The organism is Mesorhizobium sp. WSM4837, assembly GCF_055811435.1.
The window spans coordinates 16,099-29,126 of record NZ_JBVVQE010000009.1 but is presented as its reverse complement, the minus strand read 5'-3'; the positions used below and the strand labels follow the sequence as shown (position 1 = coordinate 29,126).

General features: G+C 57.4%; 14 protein-coding genes. 9 read left to right on the top strand and 5 right to left on the bottom strand.

All coding sequences use genetic code 11. The features are described 5' to 3' along the window. Positions 1 to 292 precede the first annotated feature (292 nt). On the top strand, positions 293 to 862 hold the full coding sequence (locus AC0L3D_RS07205) for a winged helix-turn-helix domain-containing protein (RefSeq protein ID WP_287241519.1): 570 nt from the start codon (positions 293 to 295) through the stop codon (positions 860 to 862). Here the strand turns inward: AC0L3D_RS07205 and AC0L3D_RS07200 are convergent. Next, positions 774 to 1,298: a PTS sugar transporter subunit IIA gene (locus AC0L3D_RS07200; RefSeq protein WP_473643644.1), complete on the bottom strand. Its 525-nt coding sequence runs from the start codon at positions 1,296 to 1,298 to the stop codon at positions 774 to 776. The genes AC0L3D_RS07205 and AC0L3D_RS07200 overlap by 89 nt on opposite strands. A 431-nt stretch (positions 1,299 to 1,729) precedes the next feature. Between AC0L3D_RS07200 and AC0L3D_RS07195 the strand changes: the two genes are divergently transcribed. From AC0L3D_RS07195 to AC0L3D_RS07185, 3 genes are all read left to right on the top strand, one after another. After that, complete coding sequence (locus AC0L3D_RS07195) at positions 1,730 to 2,143, top strand: DUF5602 domain-containing protein (RefSeq protein WP_027153955.1); 414 nt, start codon at positions 1,730 to 1,732, stop codon at positions 2,141 to 2,143. Beyond that, positions 2,140 to 2,664: a plastocyanin/azurin family copper-binding protein gene (locus AC0L3D_RS07190; RefSeq protein ID WP_027153956.1), complete on the top strand. Its 525-nt coding sequence runs from the start codon at positions 2,140 to 2,142 to the stop codon at positions 2,662 to 2,664. The genes AC0L3D_RS07195 and AC0L3D_RS07190 overlap by 4 nt, the downstream gene beginning before the upstream one ends. 107 nt (positions 2,665 to 2,771) lie before the next feature. Continuing rightward, the gene (locus AC0L3D_RS07185) at positions 2,772 to 3,590 is read left to right on the top strand and encodes an ATP-binding protein (protein WP_128172559.1); all 819 of its coding nucleotides are present in this window, start codon (positions 2,772 to 2,774) and stop codon (positions 3,588 to 3,590) included. Positions 3,591 to 3,604: 14 nt separating this feature from the next. Here AC0L3D_RS07185 and AC0L3D_RS07180 read toward each other — a convergent pair whose 3' ends face one another. Further along, on the bottom strand, positions 3,605 to 4,456 hold the full coding sequence (locus AC0L3D_RS07180) for a LysR family transcriptional regulator (protein ID WP_473524325.1): 852 nt from the start codon (positions 4,454 to 4,456) through the stop codon (positions 3,605 to 3,607). 162 nt (positions 4,457 to 4,618) lie between these two features. On the opposite strand from AC0L3D_RS07180, the gene AC0L3D_RS07175 reads away from it, so the two are divergent. Continuing rightward, a complete protein-coding gene (locus tag AC0L3D_RS07175) occupies positions 4,619 to 4,915 on the top strand; it encodes a hypothetical protein (RefSeq protein ID WP_473524324.1) in 297 nt (98 codons plus the stop codon). A 245-nt stretch (positions 4,916 to 5,160) separates the two neighbouring features. Here the strand turns inward: AC0L3D_RS07175 and AC0L3D_RS07170 are convergent, their stop codons facing one another. The 3 genes from AC0L3D_RS07170 to AC0L3D_RS07160 form a co-directional block, all read right to left on the bottom strand. Beyond that, complete coding sequence (locus AC0L3D_RS07170; protein WP_287241521.1) at positions 5,161 to 7,200, bottom strand: family 16 glycosylhydrolase; 2,040 nt, start codon at positions 7,198 to 7,200, stop codon at positions 5,161 to 5,163. Positions 7,201 to 7,900: 700 nt separating this feature from the next. Then, positions 7,901 to 8,134, bottom strand: a complete 234-nt coding sequence (locus tag AC0L3D_RS07165; RefSeq protein ID WP_473643642.1) for a hypothetical protein — start codon at positions 8,132 to 8,134, stop codon at positions 7,901 to 7,903. A gap of 85 nt (positions 8,135 to 8,219) precedes the next feature. Beyond that, positions 8,220 to 8,522: a hypothetical protein gene (locus AC0L3D_RS07160; RefSeq protein ID WP_287241524.1), complete on the bottom strand. Its 303-nt coding sequence runs from the start codon at positions 8,520 to 8,522 to the stop codon at positions 8,220 to 8,222. Positions 8,523 to 8,751: 229 nt separating this feature from the next. On the opposite strand from AC0L3D_RS07160, the gene AC0L3D_RS07155 reads away from it, so the two are divergent. The 4 genes from AC0L3D_RS07155 (at position 8,752) to AC0L3D_RS07140 (ending at position 13,013) form a co-directional block, all read left to right on the top strand. Beyond that, the gene (locus AC0L3D_RS07155) at positions 8,752 to 9,894 is read left to right on the top strand and encodes a helix-turn-helix domain-containing protein (RefSeq protein ID WP_473643640.1); all 1,143 of its coding nucleotides are present in this window, start codon (positions 8,752 to 8,754) and stop codon (positions 9,892 to 9,894) included. 450 nt (positions 9,895 to 10,344) lie between these two features. After that, entirely contained in the window at positions 10,345 to 11,046 is a 702-nt protein-coding gene (locus AC0L3D_RS07150; RefSeq protein WP_473643638.1) for an ATP-dependent DNA ligase, read from the top strand. Between the two features lie 146 nt (positions 11,047 to 11,192). Further along, positions 11,193 to 11,411, top strand: coding sequence for a DUF3072 domain-containing protein (locus AC0L3D_RS07145; protein WP_128245069.1), 219 nt, complete (start codon positions 11,193 to 11,195; stop codon positions 11,409 to 11,411). 141 nt (positions 11,412 to 11,552) lie between these two features. Further along, positions 11,553 to 13,013: a phospholipase D-like domain-containing protein gene (locus AC0L3D_RS07140; RefSeq protein ID WP_473643742.1), complete on the top strand. Its 1,461-nt coding sequence runs from the start codon at positions 11,553 to 11,555 to the stop codon at positions 13,011 to 13,013. Positions 13,014 to 13,028 lie beyond the last annotated feature (15 nt).

Genomic DNA, 13,028 nt, shown 5'->3' with positions numbered 1-13,028 from the left:
AACTGCGCGGAACCACGGCGACGCCACGAACTCGATACCAATCTGGAGCAGTCTTTGTTCTGGAGCAGTCTTTCCAAACTTTAGGGGTGCGGTCGCTCGCCGTTCACCGCGCGTGTCAAAGGAGACTGAGCAGCGCGGCACGATGGCCGAGCTTCATCGTTTGTGGAGGTTAGAAACGGAGTTTGGAACAGAAAGGCCACAACTCACAAAGCGCAATGATAACAAACGCTTACTGTATATCTGGCGATTCCGCGATGTGCGATGCTTGCCAGCGATGTGCGCGGAGGTGCGCTTGGATTACGCTACGGCCCCTTCCGGCCATCCTCTGTTAGGAGTGTTGCGCAGAACGACAATTGGATGGAAACAGGTGGACAAACGGCCATGGCGGCATCACCTGACGACGCTGCTGCTGCTGCGCGCGGGCTATGCCTGCGTGCCCTACAAGCTCGCTGGAGAGCGTGATCGAGCAGAACAAGGAAGTTATTACCTGTCGCTTCGGCGGACGCAGGGGACGATCCGGATGGATGCGCCGGACTGGAACCCATGGCTGGAGTTCTTCCTGCGGGCCTTGCAGAGCCAAAAACAGCACCTCGAGAAAAAGATGGAGCGCGAACAGGTCATGCTCGCTGCGCTGCCGGAGTCATCGGTCCCGATCCTCGAACTGGCGAGTGAGCATGGCCGGGCTACGGTGGCCGAGACCGCGAGGGTCAGCGGCGCGAGCCGCAACACGATCAAGGACCATCTGAAGGCGCTGGTCGAGCAGGGCCATCTGACTAGGCATTGCTCAGGTGCCTGGACACCAGAACGCCAGGCTCGAAGCAGCAAGTATGCAAGTTGGTGGAAATTGCCGGAACCGGCTTAGCTTCGAGAATCGCCAACGCCTCATCGGATGTCCGTGCCTGTCGGAGTCGCGCGCGAACCTGAGATGCCCGAAGCAGCCGGCATATTTGGGAGAGGGCAGGGAGGAAGGCGGACGTGGCAGAGGCCGGCCAAAGTATAGTGTAAATGAGGTCGACGGGATCGTCGTCCGGGCCGTCGAAATCGATAGGCTGAGCCAAACGTGTCAAAGACGCGGCAGGCGAAGAGATCATACCGAGCAGAGCGTGGGGGATCGCGACGCCACGACCGATGCCCGTCGAGCCGAGACACTCACGGTCGAAAAGACCACGGATAACCATCTGCTCGTCAAGCCCATTTCTCCGAGCAATCCTGATCGCAATTCTTGACAAGGCTGATTGCTTTCCCTTCGTCACAAGATCAAGCGAAATGTCTTCTTCTGACAGGATGGAGGAGATCATCAGGGTCAACCTCCGTGTCGATCCAGACGCGATCGCAAATGAGCGTTCAGCCGCACTGGTCAAGCAGGACAGAGTTCTCAGTGGACTGAGGAGTGGAGATGAGGCTGGCTGTCCCGGACGCGAACTCTCTCGCGTCCGGGCTAATGGCCCGTTTTGAGGCGTTTAGGCTCCCGCCGAAAATTGAGGCTGAAAATATTCATAGCAATTCAGAGGTAGTGGAAGATATTTTGAAAATCAAGCAAAACAGGTACGGGCCTGACTAACAGAAATAATGCTTTTAAATGCCAGTTATTTTCGTTTGACGAACAGAACAGTCTCCTGCTTGCTAGCTGGGCGCGAACATGCCGTGTCAGAAAGTGAAAATCGAATTTTTAGACGGACTTCCAGATCTTCAGCCGTCGCAATTTTTATTTCAACCAGGAGATGCCGTGATGAAAAAACTCGTCCTCGCAGTTGCCTTGACAGTGGGCAGTTCGCTTTGCGCCATGGCGGCGAATGAGGTCACCAAAGCTCCGCCAGCCGCTCCTTACGAACAGGTCAGCAAGCTTGTGAAACTGCCCGACTTCCTGCCGGGCATGGGCCAACTTTTCGTCGATCCGACGACATTGCCTGCCGGACCATTCCTTGCCTATGACCACGATGGCGAGCTTGTCAGCACGATTTACATGCTGCCGATCAAAGACCTCAATCCGGACAAGCGTTTTGACGACCTCGCTTCACCCGGCGGCAATGTCGACCATGTGGACGTCTACTACAATGCCGGCCATCCGGGGGTAGAAGAGCCGCATGTCCATGTCGTGCTGTGGCATGTTTCGGCGGCTGACGAGGCACAGGTCGCCAAATGACACTGACGCGTCGTGAGATACTGGGCGCTGGCGGCGGGCTCGCCGCCGCCCTTTCCCTCTCTTCTCTGGCCGTGTTGGGTGGCGAGATGATCGAAGTCAAGATGCAAGGGCGCGACGACGGTTCACACGTCTGGTTCGACCCGATAGGCATTCTGATCAAACCAGGACAGACGATCCGCTGGACCAATCTCAACCCCGGCAATTCGCACACGACGACGGCATACAATCCCACAAACTTCGAGCGGCCGCTCCGCATGCCGAAAGCGGCAAAATCTTGGGATTCTGACTATCTACTGCCCGACGAAAGCTTTTCGGTTACTTTCACCGAGCAGGGGGTCTATGATTATTACTGCATTCCGCATGAGCATGCTGGAATGGTCGGTCGTATCGTCGTCGGCGAGCCCGAGGCGCATGACTGGACGGAGCTAACCGGAGCGAAGGGAGACCTACCGGAAGAGGCCGTCAAGGCCTTTCCGATGGTCGAAGACATCATGACGAAAGGGATCGTGCGGCGCGCCTAGACATGCGTGCAGGATGCGTGACACCAGCAACAGGAGAACCCAAACGACGATGCGAATGGGAGCCCGAGTTTCCTGTTTGTCGTCAATGATCGATAGGGGCGACCATCATGACCGGCAGCGCGTTTCCATACGATAATGAAACACGAGCGAAGCGCGACGAGCGTCAGGTAGATATGCCTCTCGGTGCTCGGGCCGCAGCCCAACAACGTGAGCGTGCCACACATCGGCTTGCCGCCTTAGGCGAGATGACTGGCGGTATTGCCCATGATTTCAGAAACCTCCTGGCAGTCATCGGATCCGGCCTGAGGCTTGCCGAAATAAGAGCCGAGGAGCCCGAAAGCGTGAGGACCTACATTGCTGCAGCGCGGCAGGGAATCGATCGAGGTATCGAACTGACGTCACTGGTACTGGCCTTCGCAAAACATCAGGAACTCGAAATCCACGCTGGCAATTTGAATGAATTCCTCAGGTCTTTTGAGCCTTTCCTGAGATATGGCGCAGGCCCCGATGTCCGCGTCAAGCTGGAGCTTGGTTCCGATATCCCGAACTGCTTGATCGACCCGGCGCTGTTCGACTCTGCAGTGCTTAATCTCGTAATGAACGCACGAGATGCGATGCCAAGTGGCGGGGAGATCCGCGTCACCACTGAGCGATTGGTGCAGACGGCCCCGACGCCTGACCTGCCCGGACCCGAAACCTACGCATGCGTTCGCGTCAAGGACGATGGTTGCGGCATGGCTCCGGAAGTCTTGCGAAAGGTATTTGATCCTTTCTTTACGACGAAGGGTGAGAAGGGCACCGGGATAGGGATGTTGCAAGTGCAGGCATTGGCGCAAATGGTTGGTGGTCGGATCCGGATAAAGAGTGAGCGAGGGATTGGAACAACGGTCGACCTTCTGTTCCCGTCAATCCAAGCGGACCTTTAGACGCCCAACAACTCCTACAATTTGATGTCGGCGCTCGCGACGGAATGCAATCCTGCCAGGGCAGGACCTACCACGCTCTCGTCCGCACTTGCGGATTGCACCGCGTAAACCGGATAGGAGAACTGCGGCATTTCAGGCACAAGGTGCAGCCGGCCGGCCTCCATGTGAGGCCGCACAGAACTCATCCTGAAATATCCGGAGCCGCCAGTCGCAAGAACATAGCTCAGTGCGAGCGGACCGAGATCGAAAGAAAGATCCGGAGCAGCACTCGGGAAATTCATCCCGTGGTGAAGTTCAAAATCCGGCCCCCAATCCATATAAACATAATCGGATTCGTCCAGGAGGCGCGCTTCGGAATTGGTCGTCACGAGGACGAGTTTTTCCTCCAGAAGCAGATCGATTTTCAAACCCGGTCTGTGGGGGGGCGCGTACATGATAGCCAAGTCGACCATTCCTGACGCGACCTGATTGATCAAATCCTTCGGCACATCGACGTGTACTCGAAGTGCAATGTCCTGAAGCGACCCGCGCATCCATCGGACCCAATCGAGCAGAAGAGGTTGCGCTAGGCTGACTTCGCTGCCGACCGTCAGAACAGCTCGACGTCCCGGGGGCACGGCAACCTGGTGAAGGGTGCGTTGCCATAGTTGGACGAACATCGGGGCGTGGCGCAGAAATTGCTCACCGGCCGGGGTGAGAGAAGCTCCGCCTTTGTGGCGAACAAAAAGCGCGCGGCCCAATTGCTGCTCGAGGCTGCGAATCCGTGCGCTTACGGTCGTCTGGGCGACATTCAAGCGCTCCGATGCCCGAATGAAACTCCCTGTCGAAACGATCTCGATGAAAGTCCGGGCGAGTTCAATGTCCATAAAACATATAGCATAAAAATTGCGTTTAAATGTCAATCAATTTCGTTTGCTAGATAGCTAGTCAGAGCAATAGGCTTCGAGATTATCCACCCAGCTCTGCGCTGAATGCTGCGCAGCGCCGGTGGGAGGGAGCGCAAGCAAATGACCGACAGGAGTTCGACCATGTCCCCAGTGCAGCAGGAACTTAGCGTCACCAGTGGTTTGCGCACGGTTGCACCCGCGCAGTACTATTCAAAGGTCGTGAAATTCATCGACGAGGTCGCCAAGGAGGCGGCCAACGATGCACCGACCTCGGTTGAAATCTTCTCTGACAGCGGCCACTGGTACTGCCGGGTTCGTCGCGGCGGTGAAAAGACCCGGCCGATGGGTCCCTATACCAAACAACAGGCCGAGCGGATCCAGGAAGCTCGGAGAATGTCGATCGCAGAAAGAGGAACCTCTCGGATCATGTTCGAGTAAGCGAGGATCTCACGATCACGCCGGCCGGCGCACTCACTCTACATGATGGTTCGTCATCGAATTTTTGAAACGTTGCGGCAGACCTGAGGACGTCGTCAGATAGAGATTTGATACGTATCGCCTAGCAATATAATTTGAGCATTGCTCGAAAAGAGGTCACCGGTTTTTCGAACAAAGCGATGCGCAAACAAGAAGTTACAGCGGTGCTTGATCTCTTTTTCACGCGCATCGCTGTAGGTGTCGGATCAGATCACGAAAAAATCGTCGGCCAGCAGCGTCGGCCTGTTCGTCAGCGTCGCGAGCTGTGTCACGCCGCCTGCGACGTTTCCGTTGGAATCGTAAAACAACGCACCCGTAACCTTGTCATAGACGATGTGGTCGTCGGCGTCGTGCGCGCTAGTCCCAGCGAAGAAGTACCCTGGCTCGAGGGCTCCGGTGGCTCCAAGCCCCTGCATTATCGAATTCTGGAGCCTGAATGTATCGGCCGTATGGTTGAAATCCGTGATGATGTCGCGGTTGGCCACTGAGAGCGGCGCGCTGAAAACGAAGAAATCGTTGCCGGCGCCACCAGTAAGCCGGTCAATGCCCAGGCCGCCCGTTAGTGCATCGTTGCCACCCCGCCCAAGCACGGTATCATTGCCTCGGCCGCCGTCCAGTTTGTTGTCGCTGTCGTTGCCGTCGAGCACGTTGTCGAGGGAATTTCCCGTGGCTCCGACGTTGGCGTTTCCGGTCAGACGCAGATTTTCTACCAGCCGGCGATCGACCGCCAGTGAGTACGTGACCAAGCTGAAAATCTGGTCGAGGCCCGCTTCGTCGATGACGTTGTCCAGCACATTGTCCACATAATAGGTATCGTTGCCGGCTCCGCCATTCATCTGGTCGGCCCCGGTCCCGCCATCGAGAAGGTCGGCGCCATCATAGCCCGCTAACCGGTCGCTACCCGCCCCGCCCCTTATGGTGTCGTTGCCGGCAAGGCCGACAAGCGTGTTGTTCCCATTGTTCCCGGTCAGCTCATTGTCGGAAGAATTGCCGCGACCATCGATAGCGGCAAGGCCGATGAGAGTCAGATTTTCGACATAGGATGGCAGTGAATAGGTGATCGAGCTGAACACCCAATCGTTGCCCGCCGCATCGGCCTCGACCACGCGGTCGAGCGCATTGTCGACATAGTAGGTATCGTTGCCTGCGCCGCCCTCCATGCTGTCGATTCCGACCCCGCCGTCGAGCAGGTTGCTGCCAGCGTTGCCGACCAGCCTGTTGTCGAGTTCGTTACCAATCGCGTCGATGTCGGCAACGCCGGTGAGTGTGAGCTGCTCTATTTGCTGGCCGGACAGCGAATACGTCATCGAGGTGATGACGAGATCGATGCCGGCGCCCTTAGCCTCGATGACTACGTCGAATGCGTTGTCGACGCGGTAGGTATCGTTGCCGAAACCGCCGGACATTTTGTCAGCACCAGCTCCGCCGTCCAGAACGTCATCAAAATTGCCGCCGTTCAGGATATCCGCCGCATCCGTCCCGGTCGGGTGCTGCTCCATCACGTCCGGCGCAGCATAGGCTCGCACGTAGTCGACGACCATGTCGTACGTGCCGGAAGCCTGCTCGGAGGAATACATGCTTAGCGTGACCAGCATATAGAGCGGCGTGCGGAAAAAGTCGCTCATTGGAAAGCGGCTCAGCTCTTTGCCGTCATAATATGTGGTGATCCAGTCAGTCGTTATCCTCGCGCCGTACGTGTGAAACGCTCCGTCGAACAGCGAACCGTCGAGGCCCGTATAGTTGCTTTCCCAAGCGTGGCTTTCCTTATTGCTCAAGTGCACCGCCTGGTGATGAGCATCGGGATCGCCGCCATACGCTTCAACGATGTCGACCTCGACGCGTGGCACAGTCTGATCGGGCGACAGCATCCAGAAGGCCGGCCACGCTCCCGCTCCGCCGTGAAAGGCGGCGCGCATCTCGAAATACCCGTACTCTTGCGCGAAACCCTCGCCGGCGCTGTTAACCGTTTGCATCGTTCCCGACTGCCAGGCGCCGTCCACCTGCTTCATGGTTATCGTCAGAAGCCCGTCAGAGACGGAGAACGGGTTGGTTTCTCCGACCGGCGGCATGTACTTTGCGGCCCCCGCGGGGGCGTGAACAGGCGCGAACCACTTACCGGTGCCGTTGTTCGGCACGACATCAAGCGTATTGAACTCGTCGGAAAAGGAGAGGTTGAACCCGGAGAGGTTCAGCTCCGATCCTTTGTACTGTTCGGTCCAATCGCCAGGAAGGGCAATCGCAGCCATTGATGGGCTCCTCGTTCTCGCAACATTTTCGCGGTTGACCCCACCAATATCTAATCGTTCATTTGTTAACGGAACGGTAATGGACACCGATTCCGCCGCAAATGGGTCAGTGCGCTTATCCCCCAGCGCTTCACGAGAAATTTGGGAGAAGTCGCAAATCGGTTGACGTAGCCGGGACTCGATACTGCGAATCCTCCATGGCGCATGATCCGATCGATACGCTCGGCAAGGCGACCCGGCACAACATGCTCGTCAAAGCCGAGTGCAGCTGCGGGAACGTGCGCTACTGCCGTTATTTCTTTAGCGGGGACCCACCAGGGCATCGACCTCTTGCATCTGGTCCACGTGACCGCCATTGGCGACGCGTTTCCGGATCGTCTTATCGCAATGCCCCTTGGGCGGCTAATAGCCTGTACTTTTCGAAGATCGCTAGCTTCTGCGGATAGGTGATCCGTACCTTGGCGTTGCACCCGTCGCATCTGAAGTGCGCGATCGTTCTTAGCGCAGAGCCCTTCCTTACCGCCGGATGCGAGCAATTCGGACAATCGAATGCGAGCGCAACATCAGACAAGTCTTGGGCTAAACCCATTTCCATCTCCTTCGCAAGCGCTGTGGCTACACTCTGGCGGGACTCAATGGGGCAATGCAGATGCGAATGCCAACGCGGGACTAGAACAATTCGTCAGGGAAAACCGCCCAGCTAGTGCGCCTTCTCTGCGCCCTTTGAGAGACGAAGAGACCTCAATTCATCCAGCAGTTCGCGCTCCTTGGTAGTAATGTTTCGGAAGATTGCGACAATCGCCACCGCTAAGGCCTCGGCATCCCGGCTTGAAGAGTCCATGTGTTCATCTGCGCAAACCTGATCGAACACGCGTTCGCAAATAGCCAGATCATGAGGGCTGAAGCAGGTGCGATTGAAACGCCGACGCAGCATCTGTGCGAACCTTTCAGGGCCTGTTGCCAGTGTTTGCGGCGGACTTTTTTTGTCGATGAACCGCTGAGGCGTGATTGGAATAAGTTTACTCGCTGACCGATAATTGGTCTTTCAATAGTCCCAAAATCAGGGCGCACTCGCGAGCTCTATACTGTCCAGCAATCATAAGTTGGCGGTAATCCCGCAATTTTTGTTCTGGGACATGAAATCCTCGCCGAAATTCCGCCGCCTCTTTCGGAGTTCGTGTGCAACCGAGTCTACTGGCGGCGACTTTCACACTCGCCAGTGAGCATCCGACCTTGGCTGCAATATCTTTCAAAGGTTCGTTATTAAAATATCCATCAAGAATTATCTTGCGACGAGCTTCTGTTTTGAGCTTTGCGTTCATTTCGTTGCCTCCTCAACTACGCTTTCACCGTGCCAGACTCTATACGCACCACGTTGAAGAGTGTCGTTATCGTCGCATCCAGAAACTTATCTCGGAATGCATTTCTTGCTGTAACCCAGTGTGATAGCCCTCTGTGGACTCGCGTTCAGCTGGTCTTGCCAGATGGCTGTGATACACCACATGATTGCGGTGGCGATGGGCATACCGGAATCGGATACGGCACTACGCGATGGACGCTAAGAGGCAGGACAAGGCGCTTGCGAGGCAGGCGCTTGAGCGCGATCGACGTCGTTGGCCGCGCGAAGCTCAGCCTTACAATGAGGCTGCCCCGTCACTTGCGCCGGCGCTCGAACCTTTGCCCTTTTCGACGCTCGAACTGGCGCCAGAAGATCAATTCGTCGCTTGGCAGGCGCATATGGCTCCGCTTGTCGAGATCAAGTTGCCGGATGACAAATCGCTCGACGATGGCTTTCCCGCCGACCACACGGCTTGGAACCTCGGCGGCATGCTGATCGTTCAACAGCGCGCACCGGCACATAGTTATATGCGTTCTGCTGCGAAGCTTCGGTCCAGCTCGATCGATCACTGGTATATCGCTTTGCCGCATACTGGCCGGTCGTGGACGGAGGTCGATCGCCGCGTAGCGGAAAACCAGCCGGGCAAATTGGAGATTAGATCGCTTGGCTACCCGTTTCGGGGGAGGGCAACGGAATCCCAAAGTCTCTTTCTCTATTTGCCGCGTGATTTGTTCGCCGATGCGGCGGCAGCCCTGGACGCAAAGAATAATTCAATTCTGTCCGGCAACTTTGCCAACCTTTTGCTCGACTACCTCAAGAACATCGAAGCAAGACTGCGCAGTCTCACGGTTGACGATCTGCCCCGCATCGTGCACGCAACCCGCAGCATGATCATTGCCTGCCTCTCGCCCCCGGCGGAACATGCCGCGGCCACCGAACAATTGGTGAGTGTCGCGCTGATGGAGCGAGCCCGTCGATACGTCCACAACAATCTGGATGCGGCTCATCTGACGCCGGATTCAATGTGCCGGGCGCTCGGCGTCTCGCGGACGCGTCTTTATCAGTTGTTCGAACCGAGCGGTGGTGTTCTCCACTACATACAAAGTCGCCGACTTCTGGCAGCCCATGTTGCGCTTAGCGATCCGGCGGACAGCCGGCGCATTGTTAATATTGCCGAAGCCGTCGGGTTTAGTTCAGCGGCTAATTTCAGCCGAGCTTTTAGCAAGGAATTCGGCTACAGCCCCCGCGAAGTCCGAAGCTCCGTGGTGTTACCGCGCCCCGCCAACTCCGTTTCGCATGCCGGACACGAGGAGGCCTCTTCCTTTGAACATTGGCTCAAAGCGCTCGGAAGCTGAGTACAAGATCGGGATGAACCAGAATATTTTCGTGTCGCGTTCACCGCGCCATCAATTATAGCCGATCCCCGATTTATCAACCGACTGTTCATCGATGTCGCCGCGCATCACAGCGGAGCATACATTGCAACTACGCAGCATAAGACACTTGTTGAGAGCGCGAGTCGTATGTTTGCCAAGTCTAGAAACAAAGAGATAGAGCGGTTCTGCGGTTCCTTGAAATGACGAACCGCTCTAGCCCGGATTATCTCACCAGCAAAGGGCTGCGTAGGCTGGCGGCGATCCCGGACAGCAATTAGCCGGTCGGGAACGGTGCAAGAGCGCCGCGCCGGGCAAGATATGTACGCCGGGATAAGTATTAGGATGCAAAGCTAACGACAGATCGGCTTCGTGCGTAGATGCTTGCAATGCTTGGCGGGGGCTCGGCGGCTTGACGGGGGCTCGGCACAGGTGGCAGGCATCATGTTGGGGAGATGTCGTGCTGCCTGTGCCGATAGCCGCCGCTGCGCGGTCAAGGTGGCGTCATTGAGTAAGCGTGCCAAGGTCGTTGGCGGCCGGCTGGAGTTTCTTCCGCCGCAGATCCCGACTCGGGTCGAGCGGCCGCCTGAAGGTGAGGGCTGGGTCCACGAGGCCAATCTCGACGGCTATCGAACCCAGATCATCATCGATAATGGCGGTAAGCGTCTTTACAACAAGAACGGCCGCGACTGGACCACGAAATACTGGCCCATCGCACTAGCCGTCGATCTGCCATGCCGGACTACCATTCTCGACGGCGAAGTCATTGTTCCCGGCGAGCAGAGCGCTTTCGATTGCCCTGCGCTGGAAGTGGCGATCTGGAACGAGCCGAGCCGGCTGGTGTTCGTCGCGTTCGATATCCTCCATCTCGACGGCCACGATCTAGGCTCCTTGCCGCTGCTGCAGCGCAAGCAGGCGCTGTGGCAACTGATTGAGCCTGGCCTCGGCAAGATCCAATACAGTGAGCATTTCGAGGGCAGCGCGCTGGCGCTCTTCCGCACCGTCGAGAAGATCGGGCTCAATGGAATCATCTCGAAGCGCGCCGACAGCCGCTACAGGAGCGGACTGTCGAGCACATGGCTGAAGGCCAAAAAATTTGAAGAAGCCGACTCCCGAGTTGGGGGTCGTTTATGAGCCAGGCACGGTTCCAATGCCCTGATCGCTGCTCACGGGCGTCCTCACCGATTTGAGGCCTACGCGGGCGGACGCGACGCGCATACCAATCTGGCGGAACAAATCATGATCATTCTCATTGTGGTGATCATCAAGGGAGATTGATCATGGGTGACCGGCACAACCCAAAAATCGAGGCATCGGCAAATGTCGAAAAGGACCCGGAAGATTGGATCAGCGGAGATGATCCCATGACCCCCGCACAAGCCTCCTATTTGAAAACTTTGGCCGAACAGGCCGACGACCCTGACGCCTATGCTGACGGCCTCAGCAAGGCGGAAGCCTCTAAACGCATCGATGCACTCCGGGAGAAGTTAGGCCTGTAGTGCCCGCTCGTGGCTGTTGGCCTCCGGCGACGGGGCCGTTCCATCGAACCCGACAGCGGCTCTGTCCAGTTTGTTACCGTGGTCTGACCCCGGGGATGAGTTGCATTGCGTTCTGCAACCGCTCGCTGGATAGTCCTGGCGATGTTGCAGACCTTGATGACTCATTGGCCCCAGGTCCTCGCGATCATTTCGGTGGTGATGGCGGCCATCGGCATCGTCCACGCCATAATGACGAAGGAAGACGTCCGCGCCGCCACAGGTTGGGTCGGCGTGATGTTCCTGTCGCCATTCCTCGGCGCGATCATCTACGCCGTTGCCGGCATAAACCGCATTCGTCGTGCAACGATCAGCGCCATGCGGCCCCCTTCCAGCGAGGCGGCTTCCGCAAAACATGAGCGCAACTTTGCCGCCGAGGAATTGATTGCCGAGCGGTACGGCCAACGCTTCACCGGCTTGAAGACATTGGGCGACAGGGTGGCCCGGCGTGCCCTGACCTCGGGAAACGCGATTGCGATATTGGAGACAGGTGACGAGGCCTATGCCGCAATGTGCCGAGCGATTGACGGCGCTCAACGCACTGTCCTTCTCGAGACCTACATCTTCGACAATGACGATGTCGGGCGGCTTTTCGTGGAATCTCTCGCGCGAGCCGTCCAGCGGGGTGTCAGCGTTCGCGTGCTGATCGATGCCGTCGGGGCGCGTTACTCCGTCCCCAGCATTCTTGGGCGCCTGCGAGAGGCGGGAATCCCGGCAGACCTCTTCAACGGCAACATTGTCATGGGCCTGCGTCTTCCCTACGCCAACCTCAGAACGCACCGGAAGATCCTGGTCGTCGATGGCACGATTGCGTTCACCGGAGGGATGAACATCCGAAAGGGATTCTCAGCCGAGTTCGCCGGCTCCTCCAGCGCGAGGGACACGCATTTTCAGGTCACCGGGCCGGTCGTGGCCGACCTTTTTTCGGTTGCCGCCGAAGATTGGCGCTTCGTGAGCGGCGAGTTCCTGAAAGGCGACACCTGGCAAGTGGCCACGTTTCCCGCGGCTCCCGCTCAACCGATGCTGGCGCGGGCGGTTGCATCCGGGCCGGATGCCAGCATCGAAACGAACCACAACTTGCTGATCGGGGCATTTTCCGTCGCCCGCAAATCGATCCGCATCATGTCGCCCTATTTCCTGCCGGATCGGGAACTGATCAGCGCGCTGACGACCGCGGCCAGGCGAGGTGTCGAGATCGACATCGTGGTACCGGCGATGAACAATCTTTTCCTTGTAGACCGGGCGATGACGGCGCAATTCGATCAGGTCCTGAAGCACTATTGCCGCGTATGGCGCACGCAGGGCTCGTTCGATCATTCGAAGCTGCTGTCGGTCGATGGAGTTTGGGCTTATATAGGTTCCTCCAATCTTGATGCCCGGTCCCTGCGGCTGAATTTTGAGATTGATGTAGAGGTTCTTGATGCAGGATTTGCCGCGGAGATTGATGCGCGGATCGGATCGGCAATCGCCTCAGCCACGTCTGTAACGATCGAAACCTTGAGAGCCCGGCCATTCATCGTCCGCCTGTTCGACCGAGTGTTGTGGCTGGGATCGCCCTACCTTTAGAGGCTTTCTCGTTCT